The organism is Bacillus sp. FJAT-29814, from assembly GCF_001510715.1.
Lineage (GTDB): Bacteria > Bacillota > Bacilli > Bacillales > Cytobacillaceae > Neobacillus.
The window spans coordinates 1-19,660 of record NZ_LMTJ01000016.1 but is presented as its reverse complement, the minus strand read 5'-3'; the positions used below and the strand labels follow the sequence as shown (position 1 = coordinate 19,660).

Here is a 19,660-nt window from a genome sequence, read left to right as displayed (position 1 = left end):
TTACTAACACCATTTATTAATAAATTTATTAATTGGTTGAAAAACATTATTGACACTTTTACACAAAAGAATGGACTTGACTGGCATACGTGACAGTTTTGAGGAAAAGTCGGATCAAATTGTCGTCAATGAGGGGCATACGTGACAGTTTTGAGGAAAAGTTGAATCAAATTGTCGTCAATGAGGGGTATAGGCGACAGTTTTGAGGAAAAGTCGGATGAATTGTCGTCAATGAGGGGTATAGGCGACAGTTTTGGGGAAAAGTCGGATGAAATTGTCGTCAATGAGGGGTATAGGCAACAGTTTTGAGGAAAAGCCGGATGAAATTGTCGCCAATAAGATTTATTGCAAACAATTATTGACGAAAAGCAGTTGGAAAGCGTCTTCAACAAATCTATAAAAGACAATTTTTAATAAAAACCAAAATGAATGTCTTATAGACCACTTCTATTAACAAAATTTGTTTGTTCAGGGTCAAACCGTCTTATAGAAGGCTTCTATAAGACTAAATTCCCACAAATGTGTGCAAACTGTCTTATAGAGCGCTTCTATTAGACAAAATAGCTTTACTATGAGCTCAAACTGTCTTTTAGAAAGTTTCTATTAGACAAAATCTCGGCACCCATTAATAAACTGTCTTTTATAACAAATAACTAGCACCATCTTTCAATCAGATGGTGCTAGTTTGAATTTATCGGGAACCTAATTTTTCCCACTAAATCTGGAAAATCAATAAACGGATTACGGTTACCCTGGATCCTATAAATCGCTTGATTCCGGTGCTTCTCATAAAGGGTTGCCGGGAATTCGTGATGCCAGCGGACGAGCAGGGGAATGTCCATTTTTATCCGAAATGATTTTTTTATCGCCTTTGGATAGCGGAGCAGAAAATATAGCATCGCCCTGGCTGCAGCCCCCTTGCCGTACTCAGGCTCAAACCGCTCACCTGCGGCAATCCCGCAATAATTATGAATCGGTTCATTCGGTGATTCAGGATTATAAAAACTAAAATCTTCATAAGGAAAATTTGACCGGGAGATATTACATTCAGGATCACACACAAATAAATGGTGCAAATCACCTTTCATCGGCTCCACCGCCCCGAACCACGATTGCGGAACAATATGCTCGGTATTCAATTTCAACGACCGCTCATATAATTTCAATTCTTTAAAAGACTCGAATTCTGAATCCCTTATTTTCCGCAGAAACTCTTGAAATTTTTCGTATTTTTGGCTGATCATCTCATAGTCTTCAAGAATCACAGTTTCCGGATTTTTTCTTTCGCCGGAATAAATGCTTTTTACTGAGCCGTCCGGGTGCAAATCTACCCAGGTATATAAATAGAGATCTTTGCTGATAAAATAGGGAATGATATTTTTGTGTGTCTTCGTTAGTAACTCGCTATATTGATAGAACAAGCTTAACCCATCGGGACCAGCTTCGGAAATCGTTCTATAATACTGCTGAATATCGATTTCGTCTTGTTCTTTACTATAATAGATCTCATGATTATCCCTTATCTTTTTCTTGTTTTCTTTTAAAAACCGCAGTTGCTTATGTAAATCGACGAATTTTTCCCTGCTTTCCTTAGCGGCTTTTTTCTTTTTCTTCGACATTTGAGCTCACCACCTCTATATATCTATTATAAGCAAAGGAAGTAAGAAAAACTGCCCAAACTTCTGGGCAGTTTATTGTCGTTCTATTACCTTCAACCCTCGATAAAAAACCATCTTAATTTTTTCGGCCTCAATGACTTCTAACCCGGGGACCCCTTCGGCTACTAAAAAGTTTGCCTCCAGTCCAGGTTCTAAACGACCAAAACGATCGGCCTTTCCTAAAATCGCAGCGGGGTAATCTGTTAACAGAGCAAGTATTTTATTTTCATCATATCCTTGATTTTTAAAAGCAAGCATCGCTGGCTGCGAGATCAGCATTAATTCCGCTGGCCCTCTTAGGGATTGGTCCTGAAAAGGCAGCCATGGGACATCTTGATAAGGTGGGAGGTAGGCGTCAGTTGAAATCGAGACAGGAATGTTTTTTTCTAAAAATTTCACGATTTCCTCTGGGGAATTCGGCCGCAAGTGGGTGCCGCCCATTGGTGTTGCCACAATGTGAACTCCGCTTCGGGCTGCCCTTTCAATCTGCTCGTTGGTTATCCCATGTGCATGATGTAGAACATCGAAACCGGCGTCCAAGGCCATGTCAATCGCTTCTTCCCCCGCGACATGGCAGCCAATTCGTTTTCCAAGCTGATGATAGACCAAAACAATACTCTTCAACTCCTCTAGTGTGTACACAACTTCCCCGGCCCGTGGGACTTCGTCAGCAGTGAAATTGGCAGGGGTTGCATTAATAAAAACATTCTCACCTGGATAATCGCTTGCCTCGGCAATGTTGCGAACAATCAGCGGGTTGGTCAATTCCTTTTGTTCGATACTGCGAGACTTTGTCACCGCGCTGAAATGGGCCAATTTTTCAAAGCCGACCGAAATGCTCGTTGTGGCGAAGGATAGATCCATCGGCAGTTCCTGGGCGATTTTTCGATAGTCTCCAATTGAAAAATCGCAGAGCGGATGGCCACAGATTTGTTCCCCGAGCGCGGTGATGCCGCATGATAGAGCGTGGAACAAGATCGCCCGGCCCGCAATAAAATGGGTTTCCGGTGTAACAGGAAAGAGCGACGTCGGAGCAAATTCCAACAGATGTGTATGGCAATCGACCAAAGCGGGAGTAATAACATATTGGGAGCAGTCCATTACTTCAAAATCGGAAAACAGCTTTCTCAGTTCCGCCCACGGCCCGACTGCTTTAATTTTTTCATCAGCAACAGCCATTGCCCCATCCATAATCGTTCCTACTTTACTGACTGTGACAATTTTCTTGCCGCGAATAATATATTTCATCATCATTACACCAAAAATGGAGTCAGGAAGTAGCCAAGCACACAAGCGGTAATAAACCGGAGCACCATGCCAACAATCGCCGCTTCGAGCGCTTCCCGTTCATTTAAATTGGACGTTTCCGCCCATGTTACCGGAATTTGCCCAAAGATAACTGATAATGGCAGACCGGAATTGGCGAGGACAAAGGAGCCGACAATTAATCGCGGGTCGATGGTGCTGGCAAGATCGGCGAGCTGAGCAACAGCTAATGTTGGTGCAGCCAAAATCGAAACAATTCCTGTCCCGGGTTCGATGCTTAAAATGGTTAGCACCGATGACAATCCGGACTCAATCGGACCCCACAGTCCAAAAAATTTTAAGGCACCGATGAAGAAGAATACAGCGGCTACAGCAGGAATGATAATCAAGAATAATAGCTCAACGCCTTCCTTGGCCGAGGAAAAAATGGTATTCAAAAATCGTGTATTCGGCGTAAACCTTGGCAATTCCTCAAGGTCTACTTTCTTTGTATCCCGATAAATGGTTCTGGATAATAGGAATGGAACAACGATGATGGGCACGAAAATCGATAGAATCACTAGAGGAAAGGCTCTGATACCAAAGGCGGTTAAGGCGATGAGGCCCAACACAAAGGTAGCGAATGATTGGGGTGACTGAATCATGGTGGCTACGGCAATTTTTTGCTCCGCTTTTGTCGCATTGGCTTTGACAAGAATCGGACCGGAAATTTTTCCGGCGGCATTAATATCGCCGAGGATATTATAAACGCTTGGGATGATTACGGATGGGTTTATTTTAAACCACTTCATAATTGGGACAAACAAACGGATTAACCCATCTGTAAAGCCTAATCGTTCCAACAGACGGCCAACGACAACGCTTACAATAATCGCGATGCCGACCTCGCTTGTCAGGAAAATGTCAACGACAACGGGTTTAACCTCTTTGATCATCGTATCAAACAGCTTTGACAGCGAGTTTGGCGCAAATAACAGGACGACTAAGGAACCAAACACCAGCAAGATGCCAATCACTTCAATAAGCTGCCACTTCGACCTGGCCGTTTTTGGGGTACGGGCTTGTTCTTTTTCCATGCAAAATTACCTCCAACCACTTTTTATCTAGGTTATTCGCACGGGGGAATTGTGTGTTTGTCTCGAAGGCTTGATGCTTCTCCTTGAATTTTTCATAGAAGGAAAGCTACAATATAGTACATATGACTAAAAGAAAGAAGTAGGGAAAAAACATGATTGCAAAGACAGAAAATGATTTTAACGGATTAAAGGAAATTGGCAGAATTTGCGGGATGATCAGGGATGAACTGGTCCGCCGCACCAAACCGGGGATTACCACTAAAGAACTCGACGAAATTGCGGGAGAGCTATTTGAAAAAGAAGGAGCAGTATCGGCTCCCAAAGGGGAATACGATTTTCCTGGCTACACCTGCATTAGTGTCAATGAAGAAGTCGCCCATGGGATTCCAGGCAGCCGGGTCATACAGGAGGGGGACATCGTAAACATCGATGTGTCCGGGTCAAAAAATGGCTATTTCGCGGATACCGGCATCTCGATTGTGGTCGGAAATGGCGATGAAGTATTGACAAGGCTATGCGAAGTGGCGAAACTGGCATTTGAGGAAGGCCTCAAAAAAGCAAAACCTGGTTCAAGAAAAAGTGCACTCGGGAAAGCCGTTGTGAAAACGGCTAGAAATCACGGCTTTACGGTGATTGCAAATCTGACCGGCCACGGTATCGGCCGCACGATTCACGAAGAACCTTCGTATATTTATAATTATTATGAACCTTCAGATGATGAACTGCTTAAGGACGGAATGGTAATCGCTTTTGAACCGTTCATCTCAACGGATGAAGAAGAGGTTTTTGAAAAAGGTGACGGCTGGACGTATATAACCGAAAAAAGCTTTGTCGCCCAGTATGAACATACGATGATTTTGACGAAAAACGGTCCGATCATCACAACATTATAAACAAAAGCGGGGATCCAAGAGGCCCCGCTTTTTTTGATCTATTATTTTATTGCCTGTTCATGAATTTGTTCTGGGCTCGCTTTACCTTTTGCTGATTTTTTCGGTTTTGGTCCTTGGTTATCGAATCTGGCCACATCATATACGGCAGTGCCGACAATCTCGGCAACATCCTGAAGCTTTTCTTTGCTAATTTTATCAATACTGTCTTCTGGAGTGTGATACCAAGGCTCCGACGGACTGTGAATAAACAGGGCCGCTGGAATTCCAACTTCCGCAAACGGAACATGGTCGCTGCGCCCGCCCTCATAGACCGGAAGCGGTTCTCCATTTAACCTTTCGCTTGAAGCCCGGGCAAGGTCGGTGACTAAATTCGCTTTACCATCAAGCGTGGTCAGGACCAAATCACCGGCATCGCGGCTGCCGACCATATCCAGGTTGAAATTGGCGATGGTCCGATTGATTTCGTCATCTGAGAGAGTGCTGACAAAATGATAAGAACCGAGAAGTCCGAGTTCTTCCGCTCCAAAGGTTACAAAGCGAATTTCCGTGTCAGTAGGCAGGTCCTTTAACACTCTCGCCAGTTCCAGCGTCATCGCGGTGCCGGAAGCATCATCGTTTGCCCCCGGTGCTCCGGAAACGGAGTCATGATGAGCACCGACGACGATAATATCGTTGGTTGCTTTCTTTTGGTTTGTCGGCTTTTTCGTGGCAATCACGTTATGGGAGGTGCTTTCACCAGTACGAGCGCCCTCGATGTTTAGCGTGGCTGTAAATGTTTGGCCGGCATTCAGTTTAGCCAGCAGCGCTTCACCTTCCGCCTGTGTCAAGGCCACAGCCGGCACATAGTTATCGTTAGCTGCGCCTAGGGTTCCATTGACAGCGCCGGAAGTATTATTAAAAATTATAACTCCGTCGGCTCCCGCAGCGGCAGCATTTAAAACCTTGTCGGCAAAACTTATATCTCCTCGCTTGATCAAGGCAATTTTTCCGGATAAATCTTTGCCAGCCAGATCCTCAGGCTTGCCCAGTCCAGCATAAACGAGCTCGCCAGTGACATTGCCGCTCACTGTGTAAGTAAAGGAGGCAGGCTGAAGTGTTCCATCAAAACCGTTTACCGTTAGCTCCATCTTGGTTGGAGGGGTATAACCATAATACGTGAATGGCTGAAGCTTCACTTCATAGCCGTAGGACTCAAACTGGGCTTTTACGAATTGAACTGCGTTGTCTTCAGCTGGTGTTCCGGCAACACGCGGTACCTTTGAGAGGTATGCAATGTTGTTATAGATGTTTTCAACATTAATTAGATTAATAACTTTGTTGTCAAAATATTTTACTTGCTGTGTTTGCGAAACCGACACTGGTTTTGCTAGGACTGCAGGTGTGCCGATAGCCCCAAATGCAAGCGTGGAAGCAAAGGCGATTGATAGAATAGATTTCTTCATAGAACTCCTCCTTAGGTATAGTCATGTAAAATATTATAATATTTGGAAAAATATAATAAGTGAGTTTAGGCATGGCAAAATATAGGCTTTTATTCGTGAATTTGGTAGTAATTTTAATAAAATGAATTAAGTCCCATTTCGAAAGCGCTACCCTATTTGAAATAGTTGAAGGAATTTTCTATAATTTCATATAATAATAGAATTGGATGTGAAACCTATTTGAGAACCGAAAATGAAATGTTCGATTTAATCGTCGGCACAGCTGAAAATGATGAGCGTATTCGCACTGTCTTAATGGGCGGATAGCCAAGGAAATGTATTAGATTTAAAAGAATTTTAATAAAAAGAAAAGTGAGGCCGGCCATGATAAAAGCAATTTTCTTTGATTTGGACGATACGCTGTTGTGGGATCAAAAGAGTGTGAAGGAAGCGTTCGCGGCAACGTGCAGGGCTGCGCAAGAAAGGTATGAGCTAGACCCTGATTTGCTAGAGGATAAAGTAAGGGAATCGGCCAGAAAGCTGTACTCTTCCTATGAAACTTATGAATTTACGCAAATGATCGGGATTAATCCGTTCGAGGGGCTGTGGGGCAATTTCCTCGATGACCAGGATGAGTTCCGAAAAATGAAAGAAATGGTGCCTGGCTACCGAAAGGACGCTTGGACTGCGGGCTTAAAGGCGCTTGGTGTGGATGACCCGGATTTTGGCCATGAACTGGGTGAGCAGTTCCGGCAAGAACGCCGGAAATTGCCATTTGTCTATGAAGAAACGTTTGCAACCCTTGATGCATTGAAAGGAAACTATCAATTACTGTTATTAACTAACGGGTCCCCGGACCTGCAAAACACAAAACTGGCGATTACGCCGGAGCTGGTTCCTTATTTTGATCATATTGTCATCTCAGGTGATTATGGCAGGGGCAAGCCGGATCCGGGGATTTTTGAACATGCGCTGTCACAGATAGGACTTCAAAAGAAAGACGTCATTATGGTAGGGGACAACCTAATGACCGATATTCTCGGTGCCAATCGCGCCGGAATTAAATCGGTGTGGATCAATCGTCATAATAAAGAACGGAATGAGGTAATCCCTACCTATGAAATCCATCATCTTCAAGAGCTATTTGCCATTTTAGAAAAGTTATAAGCAGTTGGCTGCCAATCCTGGCAGCTTTTCTTTTTCTTATAAATCTTTTTCTATTTGCCTGTAACCTCTATTCCTTTTTCTGCGACTATTTGTTTGAAACCAAAAAAAACCAGAAAAGGGGTAAATGAACAATGAAAAATAAAAAATGGTTATGGGTTGCTGGTTCTATGTTAATGTTTGGACTTTTAACTGGTTGTGGAACAGCTTCAAATACAAATGAAAATAGCGGGGGAGCAAAAGCGGAAGCACCGAAGAAAAGTGAGGTTGCTGCCAAATTCAGTTCTACTTTTGAAACCCTAGAGCAAAACAATTCTGTTAATGTCAATTACACGGTAAAAAACACTTCGGGAGAATCGCAAAAGCTTACCTTCTCCAATGGTTTAAAGGTAGATTACATTTTATACGACGATCAGGGCAAAAAATTACGCCAATTTTCCGATGAAGTCGCATCCACACAAGCACTGGAGGAGGTAACTTTAGCAAAGGATGGAGAATTCGCCAATGAGTTTACCATCGAAAATGTATACAACGGGAAATATATTTTGGAAGTTTTCTTAACAGCAAAAGAGGAAGAGGCAAAAGTATCGAGGCATATTTCAGTTGAAAAGTCTTTTACTAAAGCATCCGGTGCTTATATTGGCCAAATCGACCCGCATACTGTTGAGCTGAAAGTAGACGGGACAGAAACAGCTTACCAGCTATCAGAAGAAGCAGCCAACCAAATCGCTTCATTCAAAAAAGACGCCCAGGTAACCTTTGTTTATAAGGAGAATGACAAAGGGCAAAAGGTGATTGATAAGTTTTTGCAGGATTAACATTAAATTCTAATGGGGCAATGATTACACAGATCATTGCTCTTTTTTTTTCGATTGGCTGATAGTTTGTTGCGAATCAAGAGGGTTATCTGTTAAGTTAGAATTGTAGACATAATATTCAAAAATTTCAGAAGAGGATGGATAGTATGGGCCTAACGATTGAGGAGTTGTTTATTGGCCAAATCGCCCGGTTAAAACGTGTGTTTACGGATGTGGATGTAAGATTATGTAACGAACTAACGCGGGATTTTAATCCAGTCTATCAGGTCAATGAAAATGTTTGGAAAAGTTTTTACGATAAACCGATCGTTCCGGGATTGTTAACGGAAGGATTAATCACTCAGGTTATCAGTCAAAAGCTCCCCGGTGACGCCTGCATCCTACTGCAAAAGGAATTGGTCTTTTATTATCCCGTCCATGTTGGGGATGAAATTACTGCTGAAATCGAAATTATTGACATCAACGAAACGAGGAATTGGGTAACGCAAAAGGTTAGCTGTTACAATCAGCAGGGAAACGAAGTGGTCAAAGGCCAGGTTGTAATCCTTGTTCTGACTGGCAGGTGATGGGAATGGATGCTTTTATCAAATCAACCAGTAAACCTAACCTAAGGAATAAACCGCTAAATCGGAAACTTTACCGCTTTGAAGAAATTATTGGCGACAGCCAGTTGATGAAACAAATGAAGGAACTGGCGGCCAGGATTGCTGCCAGTAATTCAACCGTGTTGCTTACAGGTGAAAGTGGTACAGGGAAAGAACTTTTTGCCCAGGCAATTCATGGACTCAGTTCCAGAAAAAATGATCCGTTTGTGGCGGTCAACTGCACCGCCATCCCTGAAGAATTGTTTGAATCAGAAGTGTTTGGTTATGAAGCAGGGGCATTCAGCGGCGCAAAGAAGGAAGGAAAGCCCGGTAAAATTGAGTTGGCCCACAATGGGACACTTTTTTTGGATGAGATATCTGAATTGCCATACCCAGCCCAAGGAAAGCTGTTACGGGTTATTCAGGAGCGCGAGGTGGAAAGACTGGGGGGAACCGGCAGCAAAAATGTCGATTTCAGAATCGTGGCCGCAACGAATCGGGACCTAAAAGCATTGGTTCAAGAAGGTAAGTTCAGGCAGGATTTATTTTTCCGGTTGTATGTTTTCGAATTGAAAATACCGTCTCTTCGCAAAAGGAAACAGGATATCCTGCCATTAGCTCATCATTTTATTCATGAATTCAATAAAAAATTTTCTCAAAGCGTGAAATATATCTCCCCTGAACTAAAAGAATGGCTTCTTGCCTATGAGTGGCCAGGGAATGTTCGTGAATTAAAGGCGGTGATTGAACGAGGAATGAATATTGTTGAGGGTCACACCCTGACAATGGAATGCCTGCTAATTTCACCCGACTTTGAGTCTGCAGGAATGAGATCGGAACCGATAGAATTGGTAAAGCTATTAAGTTTAGAGGAAGCCGTGGCAAATGCAGAAATTTCTGCGATTAAAAATGCTCTAAAGCACTCAGGCGGGGACCGGACGAAAGCTGCACAAATCCTGAACATTCATTTAGCAAGCCTTTATCGCAAAATCGCAAAATATAACCTTAAATAGGCCTACTAAACACACAAATTTCTTGTGTGTTTTTTTTCGCAATTGTGATTCGCAGCCATGCAAATTATCGTGGGTTTGCGAATAAAGGACCGTGTCATAGATGCAAGATTATATGAATCAGGTTGGCACGGAATTTGCATTAATGAAATAGAAAGGAGGGAATCATCTTGCTAAATTTTACTTTCAGTGATGAACAAGAATCTTTTCGAGAAATGCTGAGAGAATTTTCTCTAAATGAATTGCTCCCCCACTATACAAAATGGGACCGTGAAAAAACACATCCGCGGCATTTATGGAAAAAGCTTGGCGAGCTCGGTGTTAATGGGCTGCGGATTTCCGAAGAATTCGGCGGGAGCGGTGCGGATTGCGTTACGACCGGAATTGCAGCGGAGGAAATTGGACGCGGTGATTTCAACTTGACATATGCCGTCATGCTTAATGCTCTAGCCTCCGAAATTATCTCCGCTCATGCCGCTGAGCGATTGAAAAAAATTTGGCTGCCGCAAATTGCAAGTGGTGACAAAATCGTTGGGGTGGCAATAACAGAGCCTGCTGCAGGAACCGATGCGGCCGGTATCCGCTCGACAGCAGTACATAAAGGCGATCGTTATATTTTAAATGGCGAAAAATCGGGAATCAGTGCGGCAACGATAGGCGATGCCTTTATCGTTTTTGCAAAAACGGATTACAATTCCGGAAGCAAGGGTATCAGTGCCTTCATCGTCCCGGCTGATGCTAAAGGATTGGAGTGCAAGGGCTATGAAGATATGGGGAATGTTCCGATTGGAAGAGGATCGATTTATTTAACAGATGTAGAGGTGCCGGAAGAAAATCTGATCGGATTGGAAAACAATGGATTTTTTCAAGTCATGAACGGGTTTGACCTTAGCCGCTTATTAATTGGGCTTCAATGTGTAGGGGCTGCGCTGCAAAGTATGGACGAGACAATTCAACATGTAAAAACCCGGCATGCTTTTGGGAGGCCGCTTGCGAAATTCCAGGGTGTTTCATTCCCAATTGTCACACACCATACCCAATTGGAATTAATCAAGTGGCAGGCCTATCGCGGACTATGGTTACGTGACCAAGGAAAAAAACATACCAAAGAGGCATCCTCCGTCAAATGGCTCGGCCCAAAATATGCACAGGAGGCCATCCACGAATGCATGCTGCTGAATGGTCACTATGCTTACACAAAAGAAATGCCTTTAGAACAAAGATTAAGGGATTGCATCGGACTAGAGATTGGCGATGGAACGGCTCAGGCTAACCAGATGGTGATTGCTCGTGAATTGATAGGAAAAGAATTTCGTCCCTATTAAGCTGTGAGCCTACTATTCAACTAATGCTGAATCGATTTTTGCAGGTAAAATCACGCCAATATAAACGCAGTGTTAATATATAAAATTTTATTACCTATTTGAGGAGGAACAAAAATGGAATTAAAGGATGTCCTTTATGAGAAAAAGGATGGAGTTGCAAAAATCACCATCAACCGTCCGGAGGTTTACAATGCCTTTCGGGCACAGACTGTTCAGGAATTGATTTGGGCATTCCGTGATGCTTGGGACGATAACAAAATAGGTGCAGTCATTTTAACAGGTGCAGGGGAAAAAGCATTTTGTACAGGAGGCGACCAAAAGAACAAAGGTGATAACGGGTATGATCGTTCCGGCGGGCTTGGCGGCGGCATCGGGTTGGAAATTGAGGCGCTTCACCGGACGATTCGTGCGATACCAAAGCCAGTAATCGCTGCTGTGAATGGCTTTGCCATTGGTGGAGGACATGTTCTCCATGTGATATGTGATTTAACGATTGCCGCGGAAACGGCGATTTTCGGCCAAAGCGGACCTAAAGTGGGCAGCTATGATGCCGGATTAGGCACTGCCTACCTGGCAAGAGTAGTTGGTGAGAAAAAGGCTAGAGAAATTTGGTATCTTTGTGAAAAATATACCGCGCAGGAAGCGAAGGAAATGGGCCTTGTTAATAAAATTGTCCCACAAGGCGAATTGATTGCAGCGGCGGAGGAATGGGCAGCGAAAATTTTGGAAAAGAGCCCAACTGCCATCAAAATGCTGAAATATTCCTTTAACGCCGATTCCGCCAATATTGAAGGGATTTCGCAAATTTCGATGGCTAGCTTGGCGATGTTTTATAAAACTGACGAATCGGCAGAAGGAAGAAATGCATTTATAGAGAAAAGGCCAGTTGATTTTAAGAAATTCAGACAGTAAACGAAATGACCTTAATTAGGGGGAGAATGGGCTGATGAGTTTCGAAACGATATTAACGGAAGAGTATATTAAGAAAAATGAGTCAAAATGGTCCAATAGGACAATCCTGGACTACCTAAAGTCGGCGATTGATATGCATCCAGATAAAGTGGCCATCATTGATAAAAAAAGCAGATACACCTACAAGGAGCTAGGGATGCTGGTTGATCGCGTTGCCCTTGGGCTGCTGGAATTAGGCCTGAAAAAAGGAGATGTTATCTCGATTCAACTGCCAAACTGGAATGAGTTTGTGATTTTGCACTTTGCAGCCACGAGGATAGGCGTCATCAGCAATCCGTTAATCCCTATTTATCGGGACAGGGAAATCGGTTTTATGGTCAAGCTTGCTGAATCCAAAATGATTGTCGTCCCAGACGAGTTTCGCGGCTTCAATTATCCGGAAATGATTGAAAGGCTTTTGCCGGAATGGCCGACACTTCAACATATTTTCGTCATCGGTGAAAAGGTGCCGGAGGGCATGGAATCCTTTTCGTCACTCATTGATGTTCCTTGGGAAGAACAAAGGGATACCGCGGTTTTGGATCAGATCACCCATGACCCCAATGAAGTGACCGAAATCATTTTTACCTCAGGAACAACCGGTGAGCCGAAAGGAGTGATGCATACGCATAATACAGTGACGTTTGCATCCGAACTTTGGATTGACCATCTTCAATTAACAGCCGATGATGTCATTTTCATGGCCTCAACCTTCGCCCATCAGACCGGATTCCTATATGGTGTCCGCCTTCCGGCCATTTATGGCGGCAGCGCAGTTTATCAGGATATATGGAATCCCGAAGAATTCCTTCAATTGATAGAAAAAGAGAAAATCACCTTCACCACGGCGGCAACGCCATTTTTACAGGATACGATTCTTGTGAATGGAATCGAGAATTACGATTTAAGCTCGCTCAGGTATTTTGCGGCGATTGGGGCACCAATCCCGAGAACACTGGTTAAGCAAGCCCGTCAAAAACTGCCTGCCCAAATTCTCTCGGGCTGGGGACAAACGGAAAATGGCTTGGTAACCTTAACCCTTGCCAATGACACGGAGGAAAAGCTGGCGTCAACCGATGGGAAAGCATTTCCCGATTTGGAGGTTAAAGTGGTTGATTCAATTGGGAATAACCTTCCTCCTAATGTCGAAGGGAACCTACTTGTGCGGGGACCCTCCTTGTTTGTCGGTTACTTAAAACGGTTGGAAATGACTCAGGCTGAATTTGACGGGGAATGGTTTATCACCGGCGACCGGGCTGTAATGGATGAGGACGGCTATATCCGCATCACAGGACGCAATAAGGATATTATTATTCGCGGCGGCGAAAATATCCCGGTTGCATATGTGGAAAATGTATTATATGAGCACCCGGATATTTCTGTTGTCCAAATTGTTGCCATGCCTGATGTAAGGCTCCAGGAAAAGGCTTGTGCTTTTATAAGCATGAAACAAGGGGCAGAACCACTTACTTTAGAAGAGATGAAGACCTTCTTAGGTGAAAGAGGTGTTGCAAAGCAGTATTGGCCGGAGCATCTAGAGGTAATTGCGGATTTCCCACGGACACCAAGCGGCAAAATCCAAAAGTTTCGGTTGCGTGCGCTGATTAGCGAAAAATTTAGCGAATCGGGAGTAATAGGAGGGGGACAGTAAAGTGCAACGTACAGCTTTTGTAACAGGAGCCGGCAGCGGAATAGGCAGGGAGATTGCAAAATTACTGTCATCGAGAGGGATGGCTTTAATAGTTGCCGATATAAAAAGGGAAGGCGCGGCGGAAACGGTTTCGCAGATAAAGGAAAATGGTGGCATTGCGGTTGCAGTCTATTGTGATGTAACCAGTTTGGAGAGTGTGAAAAATGCCGTTAAAGAATCGATAGAATGGTTTGGGAAAATCGATGTTTTAGTCAATAACGCAGGCTGGGATAAGGTAGAGCCATTTTTAAAAAGTGAACCGGAAACTTGGAAAAAAATCATAGACATCAATTTAATGGGGCAGATTCATACGTGCAAGGAAATATTGCCGCTAATGATTGAAAACGGTTACGGAAAGGTGGTCAATATTGCCTCAGATGCGGCCAGGGTTGGGTCAAGCGGTGAAGCGGTGTATTCAGCAGCGAAGGGTGGGGTTGTCGCACTAACAAAAACACTTGCCCGTGAAATGGCCCGCCATAAGATAAATATAAATTGCGTAGCTCCCGGGCCGAGCGACACCCCGTTATTTCAGGAAATTGGCTCCTATAATGAAGGACTCGCCAGTGCATTGGAAAAAGCTATCCCCTTCCGACGCCTGGCACTGCCACAGGATATTGCTGGTGCAGTTGCTTATTTTGTTTCGGAAGATGCCGGGTATATTACAGGTCAAACCTTGTCAGTAAGCGGTGGGTTGACAATGCTTTGATTTTCTTAAAAGCCTCAATGACTAAATTATTGGGGCTTATTTTTTTTGAGGTTTACATTGTTCACAAGTTGTTAACATATCACTTGTCGAGAATGATTTTAATCACAAACATGTTGAAAAATAAATGCTATTTTTTAATTAAGAATTATTTTCAATTAAGATCATGACGTGAAGGAGAATTCCGATGAGTGAAATCATTAATAACCGTGAACAAATAACTTTTAATAATACAGAGCGAATGGAAACATTAAAATCAATCTTTAAAGGTCTTCATAACGGAGGAAACCTAGACGAGGTAAAGGCACATTTTGATGCTTTTATTGGAAAAGTGACAATTGACGAGATTTCCGAGCTTCAGCTTGAATTTGTCAATGAGGGGATCATGCCGGCGGATGAACTAATGAGGCTTTATGCGCAGCACACTGATATTTTCATGGGCAGAATTGAAGACGAGGAACGGCTTCAGAAGCCTGAGGATCAGCCTGGCCATCCTGTTCATACATTTAAATTGGAAAATCGGGAACTCGATAAGCTTGTGAAAACGCAGCTTCAAGTTCATCTTTGGCAGTTTGAAAAAGAGGATTCAACCGACAATGTTTTCAATCTTATAGAGGATATCAATCTTTTAATGGATATTCAAAAACACTTTAGCCGCAAGGAAAATTTGATTTTCCCGTATTTGGAGAAGTATGGCATCTACGGTCCGACCAATAATATGTGGCGAATCGATGATTTCATTGTCGACGCAATTAAAAATGCCCGAAGTAAATTAGCCAATTACAACGGTGATAAAAAGGCAATGATCGACGTCCTTAACTGGATTATTGGAGAAGTAACCGCGATGATTTATCGAGAAGAGAACATTCTGTTCCCGATGGCATTAAAAAACTTCACAGAGGACGAGTGGGTCAAAATTGCCCATGAGAGCGATGAAATTGGTTTTTGTTTAACAGGGCCAGAAGCGGAATGGAAGCCGGAACGAAGAGCGCTGGATGAGAAGGCGATTTCTGAAGGTTTTATTAAAATGGAGACAGGCATTCTGTCCTTAAAACAACTGGAATTGCTGCTCAACCATTTGCCGGTGGACATTACGTTCATCGACCAGGATGATGTAGTTCGTTACTTCTCGCATGGCAAAGAGCGCATCTTTGCACGCACCAAAGCCATCATCGGCCGCACCGTGCAAAATTGTCATCCGCCAAGAAGTGTGCATGTTGTCGAGGACCTGTTGGCAGATTTTAAAGCCGGCAGAAAGGATAACGAGGATTTCTGGATTAAAGCTCGCGATAAGTATGTGTTAATTCGATACTTTGCGATTCGTGATGAAAATGGAACATATATGGGAACAATGGAATTCACACAAAATATTGGTCCTATCAAAGAAATCGAAGGCGAAAAACGGATTCTGTCCTAAGTAATTAAACAGGAAGCCCCCTCAGGCATGATGAGGGGGTTTTCTGTGTAAGAGGCAATTTCTTTGGTTTAAAAAGGAAATTCATGTAAACTTTAAAATACATTTTTGTAAAAACTCTGTTCAAAACCGCATTCAAGAATTAATATGGAACATACAGCAGAAAAAGGGGATGGATTGATGACAGAAACAAAAATAAAGCAAGGCCCGATTGTTGCGTTGCTCTTGGCAGGAACATTTATTGCCATTCTAAACCAAACATTAATGATTACCGCTATACCGCCGATCATGAGCGAAATGGACATTACCGCTAATAGTGCCCAGTGGCTGACGACCATTTTTATGCTGGTAAATGGAATTATGATTCCTGTAAGTGCCTTTTTAATAGAACGATTTACCACAAGACAGCTCTTTATAACGGCAATGAGTGTCTTCGCTGCCGGTACCTTTGTTGGAGGAATTGCCCCGAATTTTGAAATGCTCTTGCTGGGGAGGGTCATACAGTCGGCTGGTGCAGGCGTGATGCTGCCACTGATGCAGACGGTATTTTTGATGATTTTTCCGGTAAATCGTCGCGGGGCGGCAATGGGGTTAGTCGGTCTGGTAATTTCCTTTGCTCCGGCGATTGGACCTGCATTGTCTGGTTGGGTTACCTCCCATTATTCCTGGCGGGTATTATTCTTTATTATATTACCAATCGCGTTAATTGATATTTTAGTAGCGTTCCTCGCACTAAAAAATGTAACAGAAGTATCGAAACCAAAAGTCGATGTCCTTTCCATTATTCTTTCCAGTTTTGGCTTCGGGGGGCTCCTGTACGGGTTCACCAGTGCTGGTAATTACGGGTGGCTTAGCCCGGTTACACTAGTCACATTAGGGATTGGCGGGCTCGCGCTCGTATTGTTCATAACAAGACAGTTACGTCTGAAACATCCAATGCTTGAGTTTAAAGTGTTTACTTTCGCCATTTTCCCGCATGCGATTATTATAGGAATGGTTGGCTTTATGGGATTGATCGGATCTGAGACCATTATCCCTTTATTTATGCAAAATATGCGGGGTTTTACCGCCTTAGATGCTGGCTTGGCCCTGTTGCCAGGTGCGTTGATAAGCGGCTTCATGGCCCCGTTTATCGGCAGAATTTTTGATAGAGTCGGTGCCAGATGGCTAGTAATAACGGGCCTAGTTATTATTACCGCATCGACATTTGCTTTTACAAAACTTGGTCCCGCAACCAGTATGACCTTTATCACGGTCATGTATGGAATCCGAATGTTCGGCTTATCGATGGTAATGATGCCGGTTGCCACTGCAGCCTTAAATCAGTTGCCAAAGAGGTTAATTCCGCATGGTGCGGCAATGGATAATACAATGAAGATGATTGCGGCCTCGGTCGGAACGGCCATCCTTGTAACGGTGATGACAACTTCAGCAGAGACGGCGAAACAACGGCCGGAAATCACCAATCCAGATATTTATGGTGCTAATATGGCATTCATGGTTATAGCGGTTCTTTCGCTGGTAACCCTTATTCTTTCAGTATTTATAAAAAATACTCCTGCGGCCGAGGAGGAAACATCCCAAAGAAAAATAACCGTCAATGTGCAGGAATAAACAAAAGACATATGCTTTTTGGGTAAGTAGTTCCATTTTCGTGGGGAAATGTAAAAAATAACATACTATTTAGCATATCAATTAACATACAAATTGGTATGTTTTTTTTCGTTTATTTTACAGTGTTTATTTTAATAAATCCTAAAATCTCACCCAAAGTCGCACACCTATTGAGAACGAGACAATAGCTATTGTCATTGCGGGGTTTAGTAAGGCTAATTCTAGTGCTAATATATTGTTGCTGTCTTAATAATCAATGTACCTTCTTAACCTATCAGGTCGATTAAGTTGAAAAAAGGGTATTGGAATTCCTACGTTGAATATAAATGGAGAAAAACCAAAAAAAGAGAGGAGTATTATTTTGAAAGGGTACAAAGACTCATTTATTCGGTTACAGGATAATCGAAAATTATCTTATTTAAGTTACGGGGAAACGAATGAGAATACAGTTATCTTCTTACACGGTTTTGGTTCGTCAGCTAGTTCCATTCATCCTGATACAAAAATATTAGATAAATATAATGTTCGTTTCTTTGCCATTAATCGCCCGGGGTATGGGGATTCAGATGTGAAAATAAAATATTCGATGGAGGATTTTGCCGACTCAATAAATGAGTTCCTTATTGCTAAAGGAATCGAAAAGGCTTCGATTTTAGGGTGGTCAGCTGGTGGATTATATAGCCAAGTTTTCACAAGCAAATATTCCGAAAAAGTCACTTCACTTAACCTAATTAGTAGTGCGATACCTTTAAATAGTAACGAAACTACAAAGATTCTGCCTGCGAATTGGAAAAGCATTGTGAATATGAACAAGTACATACCTTTTATGACAAAATTATATTTTAAAAGTCTCAGTAAGAAGATAACAAATAATTTGGATTCTACCATACAAAAATCTATACAACAAATGGTTGAAGGGGACAAAAAAGTTGCAGTTGACCCGATAATGAAAACGGTCATTATCAAAGGTGCAATGGAAAGTTACCGTAATAAAGGCATCGGGGTATATTACGATGCTCTTGCATTATGCCAAAAATTTGATGACAAAAGGAATCCTTTTTTAAATGTAAATGTAAATATCTGGCAAGGTGGTAATGATACTATTTGGACTTCGGAGACTTCTAATTACCTTCGTGAAAAATATTCTAATTCCACTTATTCCTTTATAGATAATGAAGGGCACTTACTTTATTTATCTCATTGGGACGAAATTCTTAAAAAATCATTTAGCTAAAGACTGCATTAACCGAATGACGAGAAATTTATAATGAAAAAAGCCTGGTTATCCAAGCTTTTTTTGTGCAATTATAATGTTATTTTATATTCGATTTTATTAGGGTCATTTATTGTGTATTTTTAATTGTTTTTTTCACTATTTCTCCACATTATCGGAACTACTTACTTTTTGGGCATATGTCTTTTGTTTGTAACTGGAAAAATTTATTACTTGCCCACTGTATGGATGCGTGTTAAGATATAAAACATTCCGCCGAAACAGGTTGGAATTGAAACTAATTCTTTACGAATTGGTAATAATTTTCAGTTGTAACGTAGCACCAAGGATGTTATGATAGTAAAGTCGCTTTTGAAACCATCGATTATGAATAAAGAATTGGTAAAAATTTATAATTGATATAATAGTAGAAAAGTGGTATACTATTATTCCTGTCGCTTTCGAGTGACACTGATCGTTCTTTGAAAACTAAACAAACAAAAACGTCAACAATAAAACATTCATTTCTTTCGAAATGAAGCCAACGTAACTTTATGAGCTAATCAACTCATCTTTTTTGGAGAGTTTGATCCTGGCTCAGGACGAACGCTGGCGGCGTGCCTAATACATGCAAGTCGAGCGAATCATCGGGAGCTTGCTCCCGGTGGTTAGCGGCGGACGGGTGAGTAACACGTGGGCAACCTGCCTGTAAGACTGGGATAACACCGGGAAACCGGTGCTAATACCGGATAATTCTTATCAACACATGTTGGTAAGATGAAAGTCGGTTTCGGCTGACACTTACGGATGGGCCCGCGGCGCATTAGCTAGTTGGTGAGGTAACGGCTCACCAAGGCGAC

At 42.6% G+C, this 19,660-nt stretch carries 18 protein-coding genes and 1 rRNA gene; 15 read left to right on the top strand and 4 right to left on the bottom strand.

What is annotated here, in order from left to right; all coding sequences use genetic code 11:
- Positions 1-268: 268 nt before the first annotated feature.
- Positions 269-400, top strand: a complete 132-nt coding sequence (locus tag AR334_RS30705; RefSeq protein WP_301337185.1) for a hypothetical protein — start codon at positions 269-271, stop codon at positions 398-400.
- A 280-nt stretch (positions 401-680) separates the two neighbouring features.
- On the opposite strand, the gene AR334_RS27420 is transcribed toward AR334_RS30705, so the two are convergent.
- From AR334_RS27420 to AR334_RS27410, 3 genes are all read right to left on the bottom strand, one after another.
- On the bottom strand, positions 681-1,619 hold the full coding sequence (locus AR334_RS27420) for an endonuclease I family protein (protein WP_066321662.1): 939 nt from the start codon (positions 1,617-1,619) through the stop codon (positions 681-683).
- Positions 1,620-1,691: 72 nt separating this feature from the next.
- Entirely contained in the window at positions 1,692-2,912 is a 1,221-nt protein-coding gene (locus AR334_RS27415) for an amidohydrolase family protein (RefSeq protein WP_082693136.1), read from the bottom strand.
- Positions 2,912-4,000: a hypothetical protein gene (locus tag AR334_RS27410; protein WP_066321653.1), complete on the bottom strand. Its 1,089-nt coding sequence runs from the start codon at positions 3,998-4,000 to the stop codon at positions 2,912-2,914. The genes AR334_RS27415 and AR334_RS27410 overlap by 1 nt, the downstream gene beginning before the upstream one ends.
- A 152-nt stretch (positions 4,001-4,152) precedes the next feature.
- Between AR334_RS27410 and map the strand changes: the two genes are divergently transcribed.
- Positions 4,153-4,893, top strand: coding sequence for a type I methionyl aminopeptidase (gene map / locus AR334_RS27405; RefSeq protein WP_066321649.1), 741 nt, complete (start codon positions 4,153-4,155; stop codon positions 4,891-4,893).
- A gap of 41 nt (positions 4,894-4,934) precedes the next feature.
- On the opposite strand, the gene AR334_RS27400 is transcribed toward map, so the two are convergent.
- Complete coding sequence (locus AR334_RS27400; protein WP_066321643.1) at positions 4,935-6,335, bottom strand: M28 family peptidase; 1,401 nt, start codon at positions 6,333-6,335, stop codon at positions 4,935-4,937.
- A gap of 165 nt (positions 6,336-6,500) precedes the next feature.
- On the opposite strand from AR334_RS27400, the gene AR334_RS30805 reads away from it, so the two are divergent.
- The 13 genes from AR334_RS30805 to AR334_RS27340 all read left to right on the top strand — a co-directional run.
- Positions 6,501-6,641, top strand: a complete 141-nt coding sequence (locus tag AR334_RS30805) for an aminoglycoside 6-adenylyltransferase (RefSeq protein ID WP_216638045.1) — start codon at positions 6,501-6,503, stop codon at positions 6,639-6,641.
- 57 nt (positions 6,642-6,698) lie between these two features.
- The gene (locus tag AR334_RS27395) at positions 6,699-7,481 is read left to right on the top strand and encodes an HAD family hydrolase (protein WP_066321641.1); all 783 of its coding nucleotides are present in this window, start codon (positions 6,699-6,701) and stop codon (positions 7,479-7,481) included.
- A gap of 131 nt (positions 7,482-7,612) precedes the next feature.
- Positions 7,613-8,296 (top strand): BsuPI-related putative proteinase inhibitor, encoded by a 684-nt coding sequence (locus AR334_RS27390; protein WP_066321637.1) that lies wholly within the window; start codon positions 7,613-7,615, stop codon positions 8,294-8,296.
- A 146-nt stretch (positions 8,297-8,442) separates the two neighbouring features.
- A complete protein-coding gene (locus tag AR334_RS27385; RefSeq protein ID WP_066321633.1) occupies positions 8,443-8,862 on the top strand; it encodes a MaoC/PaaZ C-terminal domain-containing protein in 420 nt (139 codons plus the stop codon).
- A 5-nt stretch (positions 8,863-8,867) separates the two neighbouring features.
- Positions 8,868-9,893 carry a sigma-54-dependent Fis family transcriptional regulator gene (locus tag AR334_RS27380; RefSeq protein WP_066321630.1) on the top strand — a complete coding sequence of 342 codons (1,026 nt, stop codon included), beginning with the start codon at positions 8,868-8,870 and terminating at the stop codon, positions 9,891-9,893.
- Between the two features lie 167 nt (positions 9,894-10,060).
- Positions 10,061-11,215 carry an acyl-CoA dehydrogenase family protein gene (locus AR334_RS27375; RefSeq protein ID WP_082693134.1) on the top strand — a complete coding sequence of 385 codons (1,155 nt, stop codon included), beginning with the start codon at positions 10,061-10,063 and terminating at the stop codon, positions 11,213-11,215.
- Between the two features lie 114 nt (positions 11,216-11,329).
- A complete protein-coding gene (menB, locus tag AR334_RS27370; RefSeq protein ID WP_066321628.1) occupies positions 11,330-12,127 on the top strand; it encodes a 1,4-dihydroxy-2-naphthoyl-CoA synthase in 798 nt (265 codons plus the stop codon).
- 34 nt (positions 12,128-12,161) lie between these two features.
- Positions 12,162-13,817 carry an AMP-binding protein gene (locus AR334_RS27365; RefSeq protein ID WP_066321626.1) on the top strand — a complete coding sequence of 552 codons (1,656 nt, stop codon included), beginning with the start codon at positions 12,162-12,164 and terminating at the stop codon, positions 13,815-13,817.
- A gap of 1 nt (position 13,818) precedes the next feature.
- Positions 13,819-14,562, top strand: coding sequence for an SDR family NAD(P)-dependent oxidoreductase (locus AR334_RS27360; RefSeq protein ID WP_066321623.1), 744 nt, complete (start codon positions 13,819-13,821; stop codon positions 14,560-14,562).
- 184 nt (positions 14,563-14,746) lie between these two features.
- A complete protein-coding gene (locus tag AR334_RS27355) occupies positions 14,747-15,976 on the top strand; it encodes a DUF438 domain-containing protein (protein ID WP_066321621.1) in 1,230 nt (409 codons plus the stop codon).
- Between the two features lie 177 nt (positions 15,977-16,153).
- Positions 16,154-17,587 (top strand): DHA2 family efflux MFS transporter permease subunit, encoded by a 1,434-nt coding sequence (locus tag AR334_RS27350; protein WP_066321614.1) that lies wholly within the window; start codon positions 16,154-16,156, stop codon positions 17,585-17,587.
- A gap of 316 nt (positions 17,588-17,903) precedes the next feature.
- Complete coding sequence (locus AR334_RS27345; protein WP_172799315.1) at positions 17,904-18,821, top strand: alpha/beta hydrolase; 918 nt, start codon at positions 17,904-17,906, stop codon at positions 18,819-18,821.
- Between the two features lie 553 nt (positions 18,822-19,374).
- Positions 19,375-19,660: ribosomal RNA gene (locus AR334_RS27340) — 16S ribosomal RNA — on the top strand; the annotation flags it as partial.

Coding starts and splice junctions, on each gene's coding strand:
- AR334_RS30705 (WP_301337185.1), top strand. CDS start 269: ATGAAATTGTCGTCAATGAGGGGTATAGGCAACAGTTTTGAGGAAAAG.
- AR334_RS27420 (WP_066321662.1), bottom strand. CDS start 1,619: ATGTCGAAGAAAAAGAAAAAAGCCGCTAAGGAAAGCAGGGAAAAATTC.
- AR334_RS27415 (WP_082693136.1), bottom strand. CDS start 2,912: ATGATGATGAAATATATTATTCGCGGCAAGAAAATTGTCACAGTCAGT.
- AR334_RS27410 (WP_066321653.1), bottom strand. CDS start 4,000: ATGGAAAAAGAACAAGCCCGTACCCCAAAAACGGCCAGGTCGAAGTGG.
- map (WP_066321649.1), top strand. CDS start 4,153: ATGATTGCAAAGACAGAAAATGATTTTAACGGATTAAAGGAAATTGGC.
- AR334_RS27400 (WP_066321643.1), bottom strand. CDS start 6,335: ATGAAGAAATCTATTCTATCAATCGCCTTTGCTTCCACGCTTGCATTT.
- AR334_RS27395 (WP_066321641.1), top strand. CDS start 6,699: ATGATAAAAGCAATTTTCTTTGATTTGGACGATACGCTGTTGTGGGAT.
- AR334_RS27390 (WP_066321637.1), top strand. CDS start 7,613: ATGAAAAATAAAAAATGGTTATGGGTTGCTGGTTCTATGTTAATGTTT.
- AR334_RS27385 (WP_066321633.1), top strand. CDS start 8,443: ATGGGCCTAACGATTGAGGAGTTGTTTATTGGCCAAATCGCCCGGTTA.
- AR334_RS27380 (WP_066321630.1), top strand. CDS start 8,868: ATGGATGCTTTTATCAAATCAACCAGTAAACCTAACCTAAGGAATAAA.
- menB (WP_066321628.1), top strand. CDS start 11,330: ATGGAATTAAAGGATGTCCTTTATGAGAAAAAGGATGGAGTTGCAAAA.
- AR334_RS27365 (WP_066321626.1), top strand. CDS start 12,162: ATGAGTTTCGAAACGATATTAACGGAAGAGTATATTAAGAAAAATGAG.
- AR334_RS27355 (WP_066321621.1), top strand. CDS start 14,747: ATGAGTGAAATCATTAATAACCGTGAACAAATAACTTTTAATAATACA.
- AR334_RS27350 (WP_066321614.1), top strand. CDS start 16,154: ATGACAGAAACAAAAATAAAGCAAGGCCCGATTGTTGCGTTGCTCTTG.